Genomic DNA, 16,958 nt, shown 5'->3' on the forward strand with positions numbered 1-16,958 from the left:
TAAGTATTATCTTTGCGAAAAAAATTATGCAGCCCAAACATCCCTCAGAATCGCTTACGATTTTAACCGACTTAGTGTTGCCAAGCGAAACCAATCCGCTGAATAATCTTTTCGGTGGCGAATTGCTGGCGCGTATGGACCGAGCGGCAAGTATCGCGGCGCGAAGGCATTCCAGAAGAATTACGGTTACGGCTTCCGTCAATCACGTGGCGTTCAACCGCAGTATTCCATTAGGAAGTGTGGTTACGATCGAGGCGAAAATATCCCGCAGCTTCAAGAGCTCGATGGAAATCTTCCTCGATGTCTGGATTGAGGACCGCGAATCTGGTATCAAGACCAAAGCAAACGAAGCCATTTATACATTTGTTGCCGTCGATGAAACGGGACGCCCGGTGGAAGTGCCGCCTGTAATTCCGGAGACTGATCTGGAGCAGGAACGGTTTGATGCCGCTTTACGACGCAAACAGCTGAGCCTGGTGTTGGCAGGAAAAATGAAACCCTCGGAAGCGACTGAGTTGAGGGCGCTTTTTATATAAAAAGCCAAAGCACATTTTCCGGTGTTTTTTGATTATAAGGTGACTTTGAGCAATTGTTTCTTTTTACCGCGTCTGCCCAAAAAGAAGCAATTATTTCCGGTGAAACTTCCTTTTGCCACCATAAAAGGAACTTCATTTAGTTCATCATCCAAAATTTCCTGAAAATCAAAATTTCCGTTTTTATCAATCCTTATGACATTGAGGTTTGATTTGTTTTTTCGCACTTGCTTGAACTGTATCCTCTCGTTACTCAATTTTTTTACTTTTTCCGCGGCGTTAATAAAAAAATAGACTTCATCGTTATAAACCGCAGAAGTATAAGAAAGAAATGCGGTGTCACCCTTTTCAGACTGCCGCTTATTAATATTGCGCGCCCATACCATTTCGCCATCACGATTTATTTTAACACTGACAATATCATCAAAATTATAATCGCTGTTGATGTTAGTGAAATTATCGTTTGGGTTATTATTGGTGTAATGTGAAGACGAGTACCCCATCAAGGTTGGCCAGGTATCGCGGTAAATTTCTTCGGCATTCAGTATTATCGCGTTGTCATTTGACACCAGTACATCTTTGATTAATAGAAACTTTAATTCTTCGCCTGCCTGTCCTCCATATTTATCTGAAATAAATTGTTGGCTAAATGGACTGTATTTTGATTTCAGGAGCGTTGTATTTATCGGGTCGAATTCAAAAAATGCGACACCTTTGTACCTATTGTCGTTCAAGTCGGAATAAAAACCCATGCCGTATAGCTTTTCGCCAATTACAACGATCTTCAGGTAACCGGAAAAATGTTCTGCGGGATCAATTTCTGTCACCAGTTCAGTATCAGCGCTGACTTTCGTTAGTTCAAAGACATATTTACCGCCTTCGCTCTTCTTTTTTGCGGTCTTTGAAAAATATTTACTCATGAGGAAAATGGAATTCCCATCTTCAGAAATATTGATGTTTTGAAAGAAGTATTTGCGTTTGTTTGTCTCCTTGGTGAGCACCCGTTCGAATTTTTGATTCAAATCCGCATCGAAAAGAAACACTTTGACTGCCTCAGTTTTCATTCCATCGAGGTCAATCACAATCGAAAAGGCATTCCGCGACTTGTTGGCCAGGACTGCAATACCGGATCCTTTATTATTTCCTTCTGAAGGCATTCCCGCATTATCCTCATCAAAGAATGGAAATCCCATTTTCTTTGTCCGACTGGCTACAAAAAAGCCTTCATCGTAATTGGGGAAAATCCGACGATCGATCGCCGACGACAATTCCTTCAACGAAAAGGAGCCAAAATCATTGGCTTCCTCCCGTGTCAATTCAAATAAAATTTTTTTAGTGATCTTAAAATCTGAGATGTCAAGAGTATTTGCCAAACAGACATATGATTTCTTTTTTAAGTCATAAAAAAACTCAATAATTTGAAACCGGTTTTTCATCAAAAATGTCCCGATAACAGTAGCGTCTTTTTCGGATACAGGGTGTTTTATTGGAATTTGGGCGGTTTTAAGCAGTTCTAAATTTTCGTTGTAATGCTCCACATAGTAACCATCCGCGCCCGAAAATACCGGGCCTTTATAACTGCGTACCAGCCAAAACCCTCCGGTTCCGTCCCCTTCAGTGAATCTTATGTTTGACTCTTTATATTCATCCTCAAAAATTTCACTTTTCTGGATCTGAAAGGGTATTTGTTGTGCCAGCATTGTCAAGCCGGACAATATTACTGCTGCAACAACAAAAAACTTTCTCATTCGTATAATGATAAATTATTTCCCCGTAAAATCCGCTTTCCTTTTCTCAAGAAATGCCGTCGTCCCTTCTTTGAAATCTTCCGTCCCAAAGCATTTCCCAAACGCTTTGATTTCAGTCTTAAAGCCGTCCATGCCTTCTTTGTAGCTTGCATTGACTGCTTTAATCGCCTGTCCAATTGCCATCGGAGAATTTCGCAATATTTTTTGGGCGATTCCCGTCGTAAATGAAATCAATTCGGCCTGCGGCACCACATAATTCACCAAGCCACAAGACTTTGCCTCATCAGCATTAATCATTCCGGCGGTCATGATCATTTCCATGGCCTTCCCTTTCCCGATAAGCTGCGGGAGGCGCTGTGTTCCTCCATATCCGGGAATAACCCCTAGTGATACTTCAGGCAGGCCCATCTTCGCATTGTCCGAGGCAATCCTGAAATGGCATGCCATCGCAAGTTCTAAACCACCGCCCAATGCAAAACCGTTGACGGCAGCAATAACCGGTGTACGCAGATTCTCTACAAAATCAAAAAGGATTTCCTGCCCATGTGCGGCAAGCTGTGCACCTTCTTCAATTGAAAAGGATGCAAATTCAGAAATATCCGCACCGGCAACGAATGCCTTTTCGCCTGAACCGGTAAGCAAAATCGCTTTTAAGGATGGGTTTTGCTCAGCATTCCTGAAGGCATCATGCAGTTCTTGTATCGTTTGTTTGTTTAATGCATTTAACTTATCAGGCCTGTTTATTGTGATTAAGGCAATCCCTTCAGGGAGATTTTCGGTGGTAACCAATATGTTTTCGTAGCTCATGGATCGATTTTAATGTGTTTTAATTTTTCAAATGTATCAAATTATTTGCCGGAATTCGCATCATTCCGCTCCCGAATCCGCTTATAAAACCGGAATCCGAGCATGATCAAAATGGAGAATAACAGTATTCCCAGCACGCCATAAATCCAATTGATGGCATCTTTTACAACAATCAGGAATACCACTGCAAAAAGGATAATCGTAGCCCCTTCATTCCAAAGCCGCATAAAGTTTGAGGTAAATTTTATCTCATTACGCTGCAATTGCTTGTAAATCTGGTGGCATTTCGCATGGTATAAAAAAAGCAGGAATACAAACCCTAATTTAACGTGCATATACGGAAGCTCCAAAAATACCGGACGGATGTAAAGGAGCGTCAATGCAAAAATTGTTGCCAGTACCGCCGACGGCCAGGTAATAATGTACCAAAGCCTGTAAGTCATGATCTTGTATTGCTGTTGCAGAATTTCTTTGTCCGGGGAAGGTTTTTTTGCCGCTTCAATCTGGTAAACGAAAAGCCTGACAATGTAAAACAATCCCGCGAACCAGGTGATAACAAAAATCAAATGCAGCGATTTTAAATAATCGAAATACTTTTCCATAATTGTTTCATTCGGATAACCGTTTCTATCTATGAATTATGATTTGGCCCAGTTGTTAATCCAGCCTGCCATTGTCCCACACCAGTTGTCATCATCATTGAGACAGGGGATTGCAACAAATTCTTCCCCACCGTTCTCCTTAAACTCGTGGTTGGCTTCCATGGCAATTTCCTCGAGTGTTTCCAGGCAATCTGCGACAAAAGCAGGCGTAACGACTGCAAGCTTCTTTATCCCTTTTGCGGGCATCTTATTGACCTCGACATCCGTATACGGCTCCAGCCATTTGTCGCCGGCCAATCGCGATTGGAACGTCTGGCTATATTTATCTTCCGAAATTCCCAGATACGCAACGACCTGCCGCGTTGTTTCATAACATTGATGGCGGTAGCAGAATTCGTGCGCCGGAGAAGGCGTGACACAACATTTATTGTCGATTTTACAATGTGATTTCGTTACATCGGTTTTGCGGATGTGGCGTTCCGGAATCCCGTGATAAGAAAACAACAAATGGTCATATTCAAAGTTCCCAAGGTGTTTTTTAATCGATTCGGCGAGATTTTTTATGTACTCCGGTTTATTATAAAATGCAGGGATATTGGTAAACTTCATCTCGGGAAAGTGCTTTTTCCGAAGTTCTTCTGCCAACACAAATATGGTTACAGTCGACGCCATGGCATGCTGCGGGTACAGCGGAAACAACATGACTTCCGTCACGCCTTTGTCATGCAACTTCTGTAGTCCGGATAAGATACTCGGTTTGCCATATCTCATGGCGAGTTCCATAGGGATGTCAACCTGCTTTTCGACTTTAGCAAACATCCTTTTGGATAAAACAATCAGCGGAGAACCTTCGTCCCACCATATCTTTTTATATGCTGACGCTGATTTCTCCGGTCTTTTCCTCAGGATAATGCCTCGAACGAGCAATGCACGCAGTAAAAATGGTACGTCAATGACGTATTTGTCCATTAGGAATTCATCGAGATATGGCTTTACGTCTTTTGCATCCGGACTTTCGGGAGAGCCCAGATTTACTAATAATGCTCCTTTCATTTATTTATTTTTATGTATTTGGATTGATGGACATTAAATATTTTTTGGGTGTTGTGGCAAATTTTTTCTTAAACGCGGAAATAAAATGGCTGCCGGTGCTGTAGCCGATTTTAAGCCCGACTTCATTGACATTGTAGGAGCCACTATCGAGTAGCTTGCGGGCATAATCCATTTTATAATCGAACAGAAATCCGTACACCGTATCGCCGTAAATCTGCTTGAATCCTGTCTTTAATTTTTTAAGGTTCAGGCCGACCTGGTCCGCCAATTCCTGTAAACCCGGTGGTTCAGCCATGTTGGCCAGGATGATTTCCTTGGCCCGTCTTATTTTCATCACGTTGTCCTCGTCGATTAAAAACGGACATTGTTCTGCATTTGGATCCTCACTTCGGTTAAAATACAGGCTCAGCAACTCGTATCCTTTCCCTTTATAATATAAATTTTTGATAGACGGATTCAGGTTAAAATGAAAAAGCTGGCTCAGTACAATCGCCATCGATGGACTGATGTTGCTTTCATTGTAATATTTCTTATCCTTATTCTCATCACTTAAAAACGGAATGTAATCTGCTTCCGCAGAAAAGAGCGAGTGGAATTTCTTAATCGAAACAATTACGGAAATCACCCACGAATGAGGAGCCAATTCAAGATTCAAAGGCAATTCTTTCTGCGGATTATAGAGCAAAAGCGCCTTTTCTTCGTTTAAATCCAACCCATAATTTCCTTGATTAAAAATAAATTTGGCCTTGCCCTTGATGCCGAAATGAAACTGAATCAGGCCCTGATGTATCTGTCTTTCAGCACGAAAAACATTGTTGTCATCGTTCTGTAGCCTTAGCATTACAAAATCTTCCTCAATTTTTATTTCCTCCAGAGAACCCATAGCGATGTTTTTTCGTATATGATTTTGAAACCAGCGAATTTATTTATTTAGAATTATTCTACATAACAAATTTCTTAAGGCCTGATTTCATTACAAATTTAATAGAATTTACGTTGTTACTGGCATTTTGGATTAAAATATCCCGGAGCGATACAAATAGTCCTTCCAGCGTTATTTTTATATGATGGTTAATAATAATTTTGTCTAACTTATGATAGGAGTGGAATATGGCGAATAGTTACATTACAAAACATCACTATTTTTATAGTGTTGGTTTAAGCTACAAAAAAGCTGATGCTGCGATACGCGGTAAATTCAGCTTAGACGCTTCCTCAAAAAGCCGCCTGTTGGCACAGGCAAATGAAGAAGGCATCGAAAGCCTCATTGTTACCTCTACCTGCAATAGGACTGAGATTTACGGTTTTGCTGAACACCCGTTCCAACTGATTAAATTACTCTGCGACAATACCAAAGGTACTGTTGAGGAATTTCAAAAGGTAGGTTTCGTATATAAAAACCAGGAAGCGGTTGACCATATTTTCCGTGTCGGGACAGGGCTTGACAGCCAGATTCTTGGCGATTTTGAAATCATCAGCCAGATCAAATCTTCATTTGCGGAAGCGCGTTCCCTCGGGTTGATCAACACCTACATGGATAGGCTGATCAACGCCGTTATCCAGGCGAGTAAAAAAATCAAGAACGAGACGGAAATCAGCTCAGGCGCCGCGTCTGTTTCATTCGCATCTGTACAGTACATTATCCGGAATATTGAAGACATCCGCAACAAGAATATCCTGCTTTTCGGAACGGGCAAAATTGGAAGAAACACTTGCGAAAATCTGGTGAAGCATACCAAAAACGAGCACATTACATTAATCAACCGCACCAAAGACAAAGCGGAAAAGCTGGCCGGAAAGTTAAATCTTATTGTAAAGGATTTTTCTGAACTGCACCTGGAACTTCAGAAAGCCGATGTAGTTGTCGTCGCTACCGGCGCCCAAAACCCAACCATTGACAAAGCCATCCTGAACCTTAAAAAACCAATGTTAATTCTCGATCTTTCCATTCCAAAGAATGTTCATGAAAATGTTCAGGAATTAAATGGAGTGACGTTAATTCATATGGATCATCTGTCACAGATGACCGACGATACACTTGAAAAACGCAAAACACACATTCCTGCGGCTGAAGCCATCATTGAAGAGATTAAAGAAGAATTTCTTACCTGGACCAAAGCGCGCAAGTTTGCCCCAACAATCCATGCACTGAAAGAAAAGCTCAACGCAATTAAAGATTCTGAACTGGATTTTCAAAGCAAAAAAATCATCGGTTTTAACGAAGAACAGGCTGAAATCATCAGCGCACGAATCATACAGAAAATCACCACGCATTTCGCAAACCACCTGAAAGACCACAACACCATGGTAGACGAAAGCATAGAATGGATCGAGAAAGTTTTCCAGATCGAAGCCAGCGCAAAATAATGAACAAGACCATCCGCATTGGAACACGCGACAGCGAACTGGCCCTTTGGCAGGCGCATACCGTAGAGAAAAAACTAAATGACCTGGGCTATTCCACAGAAGTCATTGCGATAAAATCGACAGGCGACCTGATTTTAGACAAGCCCTTATACGAATTCGGGATTACCGGAATTTTTACCAAAACACTTGATGTCGCCATGATTTCAGGACAGGTAGACATCGCCGTACACTCGATGAAAGATGTCCCCACAGCCTTACCGAAAGGCATCATCCAAAGCGCCGTACTCGAACGTGAAAACCCCGTAGACATTCTCGTTTTCAACGAAACGCCCGATTTTACACAACCGCTCACCATTGCCACCGGAAGCCTCCGCCGACAGGCGCAATGGCTGCACCGCTATCCACACCATCAGGTAACAGACCTGCGCGGAAACGTCAACACGCGCCTGCAAAAACTAAAAGACAACAATTGGGGCGGAGCAATATTCGCTGCGGCTGGCCTGGAAAGGCTCGGTATCACCCCAAAAAAACATATTGATTTAGACTGGATGATTTCGGCACCAGCACAAGGCGCCATGGTCGTAGTAACGATGCATGACGATTTCTTCAGTACAGAAGCCGTTCAAAAACTGAATCACCGCGACACCGAAATCTGTACACACATTGAAAGGCAGTTCCTGAAAACGCTCGAAGGCGGCTGTACAGCTCCAATCGGTGCTCTGGCACAAATTATTGGAAATGAAATCCGCTTCGAAGGCATGTTGTGCGCATTGGACGGGAAAGATAAAATCCAGATTGAAAAGACAATTTCAATGGAACATTACAGCGATTTCGGCAGCGAATGCGCGAAAGAAATCCTGCAGAACGGCGGCGAAAACGTCATGGACAAAATCAGGAAAGACCTGAACAAATGATACGCGTTCTTTCCACAAAAAAGCTGTTGCCAAACCAACGGCAGTTTTTACTGAATGCCGGAATCTCCGTTCTTGAAGCCGATTTCATTTCGGTACAACATATCAATTTTACGTTCACAGACATTCATGACAACCTGATTTTTACGAGTTCCAACGCGGTGAATGCCGTCGCAGCGCACCCGGATGTGCAGGAAATTAGAAGAAAACCCTGCTTTTGCGTGGGCGAAAAAACCGCACAAAAATTAGATGAAGCTGGATTTACGGTTTTGGAAATTGCTCCAAACGCGGCCGATCTTGCCGAAATCATCAAAAACGGATACCGCTCCGAAACCTTTACGTTTTTCTGCGGAAACCTGCGTCTGGAAACGTTGCCGTTAAGCCTCAAAATATCAGGTATACATTTCAATGAAATCGAGGTGTACGAAACTGCTTTGGCACCAAAAAAAATAGACGCCAGCGTCAACGGAATACTTTTTTTCAGTCCGTCGACGGTAGAAGGATTTCTGGCGGCGAACAGCATTTCAAGCGAAACCTGCTTTTGTATTGGTGCAACTACCGCAAAAGCTTTGGCACAGAAAACACAAAACATCGTGATTGCGAACAAACCTAGTGTCGAAAACGTGATCATCCAAACCATACAATATTTTAAATAAATGGCGATTAAAAACGACTTATTCCTGAAAGCCCTTCGTGGCGAAACTGTTCAAAGACCTCCTGTGTGGATGATGCGCCAGGCCGGAAGATACCTGCCTGAATTTATCGCCCTGCGCGACAAATACGATTTCTTCACGCGATGCCAGACACCGGAGCTTGCCGCTGAAATCACCGTACAGCCGATTCGGCGTATCGCACCTGACGCCGCAATCTTATTTTCGGATATCCTCGTCGTACCTCAGGCAATGGGCATCGAAGTGCTGATGAAAGAAAGTGTCGGACCATTTTTGCCAAACCCGATACGCACGCCGCAGGACGTAGAAAAAGTCATTGTTCCGGACATCGACGAAACACTTGGCTATGTGATGGACGCCATCAAGTTGACGAAGCAAATGCTCAATGATGAAGTGCCGTTAATCGGTTTTGCAGGCTCACCATGGACAATTTTCTGCTACGCTGTAGAAGGGAAAGGCTCCAAAAGTTTTGATACGGCCAAAGGGTTCTGTTTCACGCATCCTGAAGCCGCGCACGTGCTGTTGCAAAAAATCACTGATACGACTATTGCCTATTTAAAGAAAAAAGTCGCTGCAGGAGTGAATGCAGTTCAGGTTTTCGACTCTTGGGGCGGCATGCTTTCGCCGGTCGACTACCAGGAATTTTCATGGAAATACATCAACCAGATCGTGGAAGCGCTCGCCGATGAAACGCACGTGATCGTATTCGGGAAAGGCTGCTGGTTTGCATTGGGCGAAATGGGCAAAAGTAAAGCATCGGCGTTAGGTGTCGACTGGACCTGTTCGCCAAGGAATGCGCGCTATCTGTCGGGAGGGAACATCACCTTACAGGGAAATTTTGACCCATCGCGTTTGCTGTCCCCAATTCCTACGATCAAGAAAATGGTCCACCAGATGATTGACGAGTTCGGTAAGGATAAATACATCGTGAACCTTGGACATGGGATTCTGCCGAACATTCCCGTAGACCACGCCAAAGCATTCATCGATGCCGTAAAAGAATATCCCTCCAAATAGATTCTGATGAAAAAAACGCTATTCTTGTTGGCGCTTTGTCTGACAATGTTTTCGTGCAAAACATATCTAATAAGCCCGCAAAGCCTCAAAGAACAACTTGAATCGACAAATCCTGAAGGGGCAAAACAGGCAAAAATCAACAATCCTTTGCTTGGTGGGACGATTTCTTATCAGGCAAATGCATTGAGTGTAGTGAATGTCATGAGTAAGGATGGAAACTTAGTGACGCTCGCCAATTCTCCATCACTGGAAACCCGCGTTACGCTCAGAAACGGCAAGAAATACACCGTGTATTTTGATACGCTGATGTTACAAAATGGTATTCTTTTCGGAAGCGGAGCGAAACTGTTTAAAATTGCAGAACGGGAAATTCCTTTTGACAGCATCGTAAAAGTGGAAATTCAGGACGGTGGTAAAAATTACACTTACAAATAATCAATAGTTATGCCTCTAACAGCCGGGCTGCGCGACGAAGAAAATGAACGCATCAACAACATCCTGAAAAGGCTGCTGGAACTCGCGTTTGTTCCTGACTTGCTCGACACAGAACTGAACGGCATCGGGTTAAATACAGCCACGCTTCTTGAGATGACGCCTGAGGGACTCGTTTCACACCTTGAAAAACTGCATTTCGACTGGCAGAACGCCGAAAATTTCGCCGATTTCCTGTCCCAATTCCCTGAAGGAAAACTCATTGCAAAAGCCATCGTGGTATACGAATACATTCAAAAGGAAAGCAAGACATTCTCTTTTGATATTTACCACAAAATTGCCGCTGCAAAAGCCCATGAATGATTTCTGGACAATAGTGACCCCTTATGAGATCCAGCCTGAAGCATTCTTTAGCCTGGTGCATAGAAACCGCGAACACATCCGGAAAACATTCCCAAAAACCCTGGCGAATTGTATTTCTGCTGAAAAAACAAACGAATTCATACTGGCTTCAAAAAAAAGACAGGACAACCGGGAAGGATTTAACTTCTTTATAAAACATACCGAAACCAACGGACTGATCGGATATGTGTCCATTAAAAACATCAACACCGGAATTGCCAAATGTGAACTGGCGTATTTTGTCGACAAGGACTTTGAAGGCCGCGGCATTATTTCCAGCGCTGTTTCAGAAACCATCGATTATTGTTTCGAAAACCTTGGCATGAATAAAGTATACATCTGCACTTCAAAAACAAATGCAGCCAGCCAGCGCATTGCCACAAAGCACGGTTTTATTGCCGAAGGCACGCTGCGCGAGGAATTCAGGAATGGCGACGGCGCGTTGGAAGATATTATTTATTTTGGATTGCTAAAATCAGATCATCATGAAAGACCAGTTCTATAACTACATATTAAACCTGCAGGATACCATTTGTGCCGCGCTTGAGAAATCTGACGGCACGGCTACCTTCCGCGAAGACTTATGGGAACGCCCGGAAGGCGGTGGCGGCAGGACCCGTGTGATTGAAAATGGCGCAGTCATTGAAAAAGGCGGTGTCAACATTTCCGCAGTCCATGGAACACTGCCGGAAGCCATGCGCCAACTGTTCAACGTGGGCGAAGCCGACTTTTTTGCCTGCGGTCTCAGCCTCGTCATCCACCCAAAAAACCCAATGGTCCCTACAGTGCATGCGAATTGGCGTTATTTCGAAATGTATGATGGCGAAGGCAATGTCATCCAGCAATGGTTTGGAGGAGGCCAGGATTTGACACCGTACTACCTGTTTGAGGAAGATGCAATTCATTTTCACCAAACCTGCAAAACGGCCTGTGACAAACACGACGCTTCATTCTATCCGAAATTCAAAAAACAATGCGACCAGTATTTCTGGAATGCGCACCGCAACGAAGCCCGCGGGATCGGCGGATTGTTCTTCGATTATTGCAAAGCGGAAAACGGCAAAACGATGGAAGATTGGTATAATTTTGTCACTGAGGTCGGGAACAGCTTTACAGAAGCTTACATCCCCATTGTGGAAAAACGAAAAGCGCTTCCCTATTCAGAAGCACAGCGCAACTGGCAGGAAATCCGCCGCGGCCGCTATGTAGAGTTTAACCTCGTTCACGACAAAGGCACATTGTTCGGACTAAAAACCAATGGCCGTATCGAAAGCATCCTGATGAGCCTTCCACCACATGTGCAATGGGTATATGACCATCATCCGGAAGCGGGAAGCGAGGAAGATAAATTAGTAGGTGTTCTGAGAATTCCCGTGGAGTGGATATAATATAGCTTTTAGCTGTCAGCATATGAAACCGCAAATGAAAGATTATAGAAAACTTTTAGTTTGGCAGAAAGCACATCAATTGGCCCTTGATGTATATAAGGAAGTTAAGGTATTTCCGAAAGAAGAAATATTCGGACTTTCAAGCCAGATGAAAAGGGCTGCCATTTCCATTCCTATGAATATTGCAGAAGGCTGTGGCAGAAAAACAGATAAAGACTTTTGCCGTTTCCTGATTATTGCTTTCGGATCGGCAAACGAATTGGAATATCAAATCATATTAAGTACTGACCTGACATTTATTGAACGCCAACAAAGCTTACCTTTATTAGCTCAAATCGAAGAAATAAAAAAAATGCTTAACGGATTAATCACGAAGTTAAACCACGTCGGCTGACTACTGAAAGCTGACAGCTAAATGCCAAAAACTATGTTCAACAGAAACCGAAGATTAAGAACCAACGAATCCATCCGCTCCATTGTCCGTGAAACCAGCCTGAGTCCACAGGATTTCATGCTCCCAATGTTTGTCGCTGAAGGAAAAGACATCAAATCCGCTATTCCGTCGATGCCTGGAATTTACAGGCATTCGCTTGACAACACCATAAAGGAAGTGAAAGAAGCCTGGGATTTAGGCATCCGTGCCGTCAACATATATGTGAAAGTTTCGGAAAATCTCAAGGACAACACCGGAAAAGAAGCCTGGAACAAAGATGGCCTGATGCAGCAAACCATCCGCGCCATCAAGGACACCGTACCGGAGATGATCGTCATGCCTGACGTCGCACTCGATCCTTATTCCATTTACGGACACGATGGCATTATCGAAAATGGGTACGTCGTGAACGATCCAACAATTGACGCCTTAACCCGGATGAGCTTAAGCCATGCGGAAGCGGGTGCGGACTTTGTTGCGCCGTCCGACATGATGGACGGAAGGGTCTATGCGATCAGAAAAGCACTCGAGGAAAACGGCCACCACAACGTCGGGATTATGAGTTACAGCGCGAAATATGCGTCGGCCTTTTACGGGCCTTTCCGCGATGCATTGGACTCGGCTCCGGTCGATGCGCAAAACATCCCGAAAGACAAAAAGACCTACCAGATGGACTATGCCAACCGCATCGAAGCCATTAAAGAAGCATTGGATGACGTTTCGGAAGGCGCCGATATCGTGATGGTGAAACCCGGAATCGCTTACCTGGATATCGTGCGCGAGGTAAAAAATGCCGTGAATGTTCCCGTTGCCGTGTACCACGTTTCTGGCGAATATGCGATGATCAAAGCCGCTGCCGAACGCGGCTGGCTGGACCATGACCGCATTATGATCGAGCAGTTGTATTGTATCAAGCGCGCCGGTGCGAGCCTGATTTCGACGTATTTTGCGAAGGAAGCATCCGTGCTTTTGAATAAATAATTTAAAGCGCTTTTTCCCGCTCTCCGCTGTATCTTTTTTATTTTGTCACCCTGAGCGCAGTCGAAGGGCGATCCTGCAAAACAAAAAAGGATGCCGCTTCTCCCGAAGCTTCGGGACGGGGCTAGGGTTCAGTATATTTACAAGATGAAAACTTATATTAGATTCATGATGCTGTTGTTACTGATTGGTTCCGGAGCCATGATTTATTGGTTTTCAATGTCGCAGGAGTTGCCGCAAAACGAACCGCCTTGCGGAGAACATTTCATCTGCGGCACACCAAGTTTACTTTTGGATTCGGTCGCCCAAAAAGGGAGGGCGTTATATAATTCAAATTGTTTAGCATGCCATAAACTGGATGCAAAAATGACCGGGCCGGCTCTAAGAGGTGTCGCTTCTGCTTATAAAAAAGCAAAATTAAACCTTTATCAGTACCTCCACGGCACGCGGAAGCACACGCTTTACAATGGTAAATTTAAAGACTCCTGTGCCGTTTTTCCACAACTCACCAAGCAGGAAATTTCTGCAATTGAAACATATATACAATGAAAACAAGAATTTATTTAACACTAATTGTCGCGCTATGGTTTCTCGGCTGTAAACAGGAAACGCCAAAAGACCATAGATCGTCCGAAACAGAAGAAACCCAAACACCGGTGCAGCTTGGCCGGGAACTATTCGAAGGCAAAGGCAATTGCTACTCCTGCCATAAGCCGGATCAGAAAATCATCGGACCCAGCCTGCAGGAAATCGCCAAAATCTACAAAGCCCAAAATGGTGACATCGTAAATTTCCTGAAAGGGAATGGCGCGCCATTGGTAGATCCATCGCAATACGAAGTCATGAAAACCAATTTCGCCATTACGAAAAACATGACCGACGAAGAACTGCAGGCGCTCGAAGCTTACATTTACAGTTTTAAGTAACCTTTTACTTAACCCTTTTGAACGGGCACTCCTTTCCACCGCCTGGTTGGTTCCGTATTCCGGCTGGTCGGTTCCATGCGCCGGCTGGTTACTCTCTTACGCTGGCTGGTTAATTCCTTCCGTCCGTTGAATATGGGTTTTCAAATGCCTCCATGAATCGACATTGGGAGTTTCATTCTTTATAAACTAAGAAAGCAGCGGCTTTGTAACGCTGCCGCTTATGCTTATCTTTACAAAATGAAAACCGCCTACATCCAAACGCCCTTAGGTACCGCTGAAATTTCAGGCGATGAAAATGGCATTGCGATGATTTCCATACGGAATTCCGAAACAGAAATTTCTGAAAATATTCCGGAAACGCTCCGGGAAGCAGTAGACCAGCTCCGGGATTATTTCGCAGGGAAACGAACAGATTTTACATTTAAACTGAATCCTTCGGGAACGGATTTCCAGCAAAAAGTCTGGCAGGAACTGCTTAAAATCCCTTATGGCAAGACCGTTTCCTATATGGATATCACCAAAAAACTGGGGGATGTCAAAGCCATCCGCGCCGTAGCTTCGGCCAATGGCAAAAACCCGCTTTGGATCGTAGTCCCGTGTCATCGCGTCATTGGCACCGATGGTTCTCTCACAGGTTATGCCGGCGGTTTATGGCGCAAAAAATGGCTGTTGGAACACGAATCGCCGACCGCACAACAAAGCCTTTTTTAATCTTAAGGAATTACGCACAAATAAATTGTGTAAATTAGTCCGTACAACTTCTAAAACGGCACTATGAAATTCCTTAAAAAATTCCTCAAATGGTTCACCATCATCATCGTTTCCATCGTGATCCTTTTATATGTGACAGGATACGGATACCTCATTACCGCTGTACGTACAGTATATTTCCACGGCCATGTGACCGCCTTCCTGGACGATTACTACTATTTTGAAAACAGGACAATTCCTAAGGGCAATCCGCAACCCTGGGCCGAGTCAACAGACTACAACAAAATCAGCCTGACGGAGTCGCTTGAAAAACAAAACAAGGAACTCGGCACGATTGCGTTTTTGGTCATCAAGAATGACAGTGTTTTCAGCGAAACCTATTATGACGATTATAACAAAGATTCCAAATCCAACTCTTTCTCGATGGCGAAAAGTGTGGTCTCTGCCTGTCTCGGAAAAGCGATCATGGAAGGGAAAATCAAAAGCCTCGACCAAAAGGTGTCCGATTTTTTTCCGGAATTCAAGTTGGGTACTGCGGTAAAGATGACCGTGGGGGACCTCTCGTCAATGGCTTCCGGACTGAATTGGGATGAATCCTATTACAGTCCGTTTTCCATCACCACACGCGCGTATTTCGACGACGATTTAAATAAGGTCGTGCTGGGATTAAAGGGCGTTGACGAACCAGGAAAATCATATAAATATTTAAGCGGAAACACCCAATTGTTGGCGATGTGTATTGAAAAGGCCGCGGGGAAAAGTCTCGCCGATTATGTATCGGAAAGTTTCTGGAAGCCGATGGGCGCCGACAATGAAGCTCTTTGGCAAACCGACCATAAGGACGGCATGGTGAAGGCGTATTGTTGTTTTGCGTCGAACGCCCGCGATTTTGCCCGATTTGGAAAGCTGTATAAACAATTTGGGAAGTGGAATGGGAAGCAAATCCTCGACAGTGCTTTCATTGCAAAATCAGTAACACCGCGGTTTAAGGATGCGCCACATTATGGTTATGGCTGGTGGCTTTTTGACTATAAAGGCAGGCACGGTTTTTACATGCGGGGTCATTTGGGCCAGTACGTAATTGTCATTCCAAAAGACGACGTAATCATTGTACGGCTGGGCAAAAGCCATATTCATAGTACTACGGGAAGTCCGCACAGCGACGATTTTTTTGTATATTTGGATCAGGCCTATGCGATGTTAGCCAAAAGAAAATAAACGCCAATTAAAATAAATTACACGCCATGATCGAAAAAATCCAACTGCCGAACATCCTGTTCCTCGACATTGAAACCGTTCCCTGTGAGGAACATTACCAACAACTTGATGACGACTGGAAACTGCTGTGGGAACAGAAAACGCAATACCAGCGCCGTGATGAATATACACCCGAAGATTTTTATGACCGGGCGGGAATCTGGGCTGAGTTTGGGAAAATTGTTTGTATTTCTGCCGGATATTTTACGCTGAAAGGTGACATCCGCCACTTCCGGGTGACTTCTTTTTTTGGCAATGAAGTGCAACTTCTAAAAGACTTCAACAACCTGCTGAACAACCATTTCAACCAGGCACAGCATGTGTTGTGCGGACACAATGCAAAGGAGTTTGACATTCCGTTCCTGGCAAGACGGATGATTATCAACGGAATACAGATTCCATCAAAATTGAATCTGTTTGGGAAAAAGCCATGGGAAATTCCGCATCTCGATACGCTTGAATTGTGGAAATTTGGCGATTACAAACACTTTACGTCTTTAAAACTACTCACTAAAGTACTCGGAATACCCTCACCGAAAGGCGATATCGACGGCAGCCAGGTAGGCCATGTGTATTATGTCGAAAAAGACATTGACCGCATCGTCACCTATTGCGAAAAGGACGTCATTGCAGTTGCGCAGGTATTCCTAAAACTACGCCGCGAAGAATTATTGGTTGATGATGAGATTATACATGTTTAGACAGAATAAAAAAGAGACAAG

21 protein-coding genes are annotated in these 16,958 nt (G+C 43.9%); 16 read left to right on the plus strand and 5 right to left on the minus strand.

Features of this window, described 5'->3' with window-relative positions:
• The first annotated feature begins 26 nt into the window (after positions 1-26).
• Positions 27-536, plus strand: a complete 510-nt coding sequence (locus CFE23_RS06905; RefSeq protein ID WP_291086044.1) for an acyl-CoA thioesterase — start codon at positions 27-29, stop codon at positions 534-536.
• 32 nt (positions 537-568) lie between these two features.
• On the opposite strand, the gene CFE23_RS06910 is transcribed toward CFE23_RS06905, so the two are convergent.
• The 5 genes from CFE23_RS06910 to CFE23_RS06930 are packed head-to-tail and all read right to left on the minus strand — an operon-like array spanning position 569 to position 5,626.
• The gene (locus tag CFE23_RS06910) at positions 569-2,281 is read right to left on the minus strand and encodes a hypothetical protein (protein ID WP_291086047.1); all 1,713 of its coding nucleotides are present in this window, start codon (positions 2,279-2,281) and stop codon (positions 569-571) included.
• A 15-nt stretch (positions 2,282-2,296) separates the two neighbouring features.
• On the minus strand, positions 2,297-3,088 hold the full coding sequence (locus tag CFE23_RS06915) for an enoyl-CoA hydratase-related protein (RefSeq protein WP_291086050.1): 792 nt from the start codon (positions 3,086-3,088) through the stop codon (positions 2,297-2,299).
• Positions 3,089-3,129: 41 nt separating this feature from the next.
• Complete coding sequence (locus tag CFE23_RS06920) at positions 3,130-3,690, minus strand: CopD family protein (protein WP_291086053.1); 561 nt, start codon at positions 3,688-3,690, stop codon at positions 3,130-3,132.
• A gap of 36 nt (positions 3,691-3,726) precedes the next feature.
• Positions 3,727-4,743: a ferrochelatase gene (hemH, locus tag CFE23_RS06925; RefSeq protein ID WP_291086056.1), complete on the minus strand. Its 1,017-nt coding sequence runs from the start codon at positions 4,741-4,743 to the stop codon at positions 3,727-3,729.
• 10 nt (positions 4,744-4,753) lie between these two features.
• Positions 4,754-5,626, minus strand: a complete 873-nt coding sequence (locus tag CFE23_RS06930; RefSeq protein WP_291086059.1) for an AraC family transcriptional regulator — start codon at positions 5,624-5,626, stop codon at positions 4,754-4,756.
• A gap of 227 nt (positions 5,627-5,853) precedes the next feature.
• Between CFE23_RS06930 and hemA the strand changes: the two genes are divergently transcribed.
• The 15 genes from hemA (at position 5,854) to CFE23_RS07005 (ending at position 16,937) form a co-directional block, all read left to right on the plus strand.
• Complete coding sequence (hemA, locus tag CFE23_RS06935) at positions 5,854-7,110, plus strand: glutamyl-tRNA reductase (protein ID WP_291086061.1); 1,257 nt, start codon at positions 5,854-5,856, stop codon at positions 7,108-7,110.
• On the plus strand, positions 7,110-8,024 hold the full coding sequence (hemC, locus tag CFE23_RS06940) for a hydroxymethylbilane synthase (RefSeq protein WP_291086064.1): 915 nt from the start codon (positions 7,110-7,112) through the stop codon (positions 8,022-8,024). Before hemA ends, hemC begins: the two co-directional genes overlap by 1 nt.
• Complete coding sequence (locus CFE23_RS06945) at positions 8,021-8,677, plus strand: uroporphyrinogen-III synthase (protein WP_291086067.1); 657 nt, start codon at positions 8,021-8,023, stop codon at positions 8,675-8,677. Before hemC ends, CFE23_RS06945 begins: the two co-directional genes overlap by 4 nt.
• Positions 8,678-9,709 (plus strand): uroporphyrinogen decarboxylase, encoded by a 1,032-nt coding sequence (gene hemE, locus CFE23_RS06950; RefSeq protein ID WP_291086070.1) that lies wholly within the window; start codon positions 8,678-8,680, stop codon positions 9,707-9,709.
• 6 nt (positions 9,710-9,715) lie between these two features.
• Entirely contained in the window at positions 9,716-10,144 is a 429-nt protein-coding gene (locus CFE23_RS06955; RefSeq protein ID WP_291086073.1) for a hypothetical protein, read from the plus strand.
• A gap of 9 nt (positions 10,145-10,153) precedes the next feature.
• Positions 10,154-10,504, plus strand: coding sequence for a hypothetical protein (locus CFE23_RS06960; RefSeq protein ID WP_291086076.1), 351 nt, complete (start codon positions 10,154-10,156; stop codon positions 10,502-10,504).
• A complete protein-coding gene (locus CFE23_RS06965; RefSeq protein ID WP_291086079.1) occupies positions 10,497-11,048 on the plus strand; it encodes a GNAT family N-acetyltransferase in 552 nt (183 codons plus the stop codon). The genes CFE23_RS06960 and CFE23_RS06965 overlap by 8 nt, the downstream gene beginning before the upstream one ends.
• Positions 11,029-11,931 carry an oxygen-dependent coproporphyrinogen oxidase gene (hemF, locus tag CFE23_RS06970; RefSeq protein WP_291086081.1) on the plus strand — a complete coding sequence of 301 codons (903 nt, stop codon included), beginning with the start codon at positions 11,029-11,031 and terminating at the stop codon, positions 11,929-11,931. The genes CFE23_RS06965 and hemF overlap by 20 nt, the downstream gene beginning before the upstream one ends.
• Before the next feature lie 34 nt (positions 11,932-11,965).
• A complete protein-coding gene (locus CFE23_RS06975; protein ID WP_291086084.1) occupies positions 11,966-12,325 on the plus strand; it encodes a four helix bundle protein in 360 nt (119 codons plus the stop codon).
• 33 nt (positions 12,326-12,358) lie between these two features.
• Complete coding sequence (gene hemB, locus CFE23_RS06980; RefSeq protein WP_291086087.1) at positions 12,359-13,345, plus strand: porphobilinogen synthase; 987 nt, start codon at positions 12,359-12,361, stop codon at positions 13,343-13,345.
• A 144-nt stretch (positions 13,346-13,489) separates the two neighbouring features.
• Positions 13,490-13,891 (plus strand): cytochrome c, encoded by a 402-nt coding sequence (locus CFE23_RS06985; RefSeq protein ID WP_291086090.1) that lies wholly within the window; start codon positions 13,490-13,492, stop codon positions 13,889-13,891.
• Positions 13,888-14,268: a c-type cytochrome gene (locus CFE23_RS06990; RefSeq protein WP_291086093.1), complete on the plus strand. Its 381-nt coding sequence runs from the start codon at positions 13,888-13,890 to the stop codon at positions 14,266-14,268. Before CFE23_RS06985 ends, CFE23_RS06990 begins: the two co-directional genes overlap by 4 nt.
• 237 nt (positions 14,269-14,505) lie before the next feature.
• Complete coding sequence (locus CFE23_RS06995) at positions 14,506-14,979, plus strand: methylated-DNA--[protein]-cysteine S-methyltransferase (protein WP_291086096.1); 474 nt, start codon at positions 14,506-14,508, stop codon at positions 14,977-14,979.
• Positions 14,980-15,042: 63 nt separating this feature from the next.
• Positions 15,043-16,197, plus strand: a complete 1,155-nt coding sequence (locus CFE23_RS07000) for a serine hydrolase (RefSeq protein ID WP_291086099.1) — start codon at positions 15,043-15,045, stop codon at positions 16,195-16,197.
• A 26-nt stretch (positions 16,198-16,223) separates the two neighbouring features.
• Positions 16,224-16,937 (plus strand): 3'-5' exonuclease, encoded by a 714-nt coding sequence (locus CFE23_RS07005; protein WP_291086102.1) that lies wholly within the window; start codon positions 16,224-16,226, stop codon positions 16,935-16,937.
• The last annotated feature ends 21 nt before the right edge of the window (positions 16,938-16,958 follow it).

Origin of the sequence: Flavobacterium sp. BFFFF1 (genome assembly GCF_002256285.1) — a bacterium.
Taxonomy (GTDB): domain Bacteria; phylum Bacteroidota; class Bacteroidia; order Flavobacteriales; family Flavobacteriaceae; genus Flavobacterium.

Bases quoted from the DNA above. Each gene is read 5' to 3' on its own strand.
- CFE23_RS06905 (WP_291086044.1), top strand. From the start codon at position 27: ATGCAGCCCAAACATCCCTCAGAATCGCTTACGATTTTAACCGACTTA.
- CFE23_RS06910 (WP_291086047.1), bottom strand. From the start codon at position 2,281: ATGAGAAAGTTTTTTGTTGTTGCAGCAGTAATATTGTCCGGCTTGACA.
- CFE23_RS06915 (WP_291086050.1), bottom strand. From the start codon at position 3,088: ATGAGCTACGAAAACATATTGGTTACCACCGAAAATCTCCCTGAAGGG.
- CFE23_RS06920 (WP_291086053.1), bottom strand. From the start codon at position 3,690: ATGGAAAAGTATTTCGATTATTTAAAATCGCTGCATTTGATTTTTGTT.
- hemH (WP_291086056.1), bottom strand. From the start codon at position 4,743: ATGAAAGGAGCATTATTAGTAAATCTGGGCTCTCCCGAAAGTCCGGAT.
- CFE23_RS06930 (WP_291086059.1), bottom strand. From the start codon at position 5,626: ATGGGTTCTCTGGAGGAAATAAAAATTGAGGAAGATTTTGTAATGCTA.
- hemA (WP_291086061.1), top strand. From the start codon at position 5,854: ATGGCGAATAGTTACATTACAAAACATCACTATTTTTATAGTGTTGGT.
- hemC (WP_291086064.1), top strand. From the start codon at position 7,110: ATGAACAAGACCATCCGCATTGGAACACGCGACAGCGAACTGGCCCTT.
- CFE23_RS06945 (WP_291086067.1), top strand. From the start codon at position 8,021: ATGATACGCGTTCTTTCCACAAAAAAGCTGTTGCCAAACCAACGGCAG.
- hemE (WP_291086070.1), top strand. From the start codon at position 8,678: ATGGCGATTAAAAACGACTTATTCCTGAAAGCCCTTCGTGGCGAAACT.
- CFE23_RS06955 (WP_291086073.1), top strand. From the start codon at position 9,716: ATGAAAAAAACGCTATTCTTGTTGGCGCTTTGTCTGACAATGTTTTCG.
- CFE23_RS06960 (WP_291086076.1), top strand. From the start codon at position 10,154: ATGCCTCTAACAGCCGGGCTGCGCGACGAAGAAAATGAACGCATCAAC.
- CFE23_RS06965 (WP_291086079.1), top strand. From the start codon at position 10,497: ATGAATGATTTCTGGACAATAGTGACCCCTTATGAGATCCAGCCTGAA.
- hemF (WP_291086081.1), top strand. From the start codon at position 11,029: ATGAAAGACCAGTTCTATAACTACATATTAAACCTGCAGGATACCATT.
- CFE23_RS06975 (WP_291086084.1), top strand. From the start codon at position 11,966: ATGAAAGATTATAGAAAACTTTTAGTTTGGCAGAAAGCACATCAATTG.
- hemB (WP_291086087.1), top strand. From the start codon at position 12,359: ATGTTCAACAGAAACCGAAGATTAAGAACCAACGAATCCATCCGCTCC.
- CFE23_RS06985 (WP_291086090.1), top strand. From the start codon at position 13,490: ATGAAAACTTATATTAGATTCATGATGCTGTTGTTACTGATTGGTTCC.
- CFE23_RS06990 (WP_291086093.1), top strand. From the start codon at position 13,888: ATGAAAACAAGAATTTATTTAACACTAATTGTCGCGCTATGGTTTCTC.
- CFE23_RS06995 (WP_291086096.1), top strand. From the start codon at position 14,506: ATGAAAACCGCCTACATCCAAACGCCCTTAGGTACCGCTGAAATTTCA.
- CFE23_RS07000 (WP_291086099.1), top strand. From the start codon at position 15,043: ATGAAATTCCTTAAAAAATTCCTCAAATGGTTCACCATCATCATCGTT.
- CFE23_RS07005 (WP_291086102.1), top strand. From the start codon at position 16,224: ATGATCGAAAAAATCCAACTGCCGAACATCCTGTTCCTCGACATTGAA.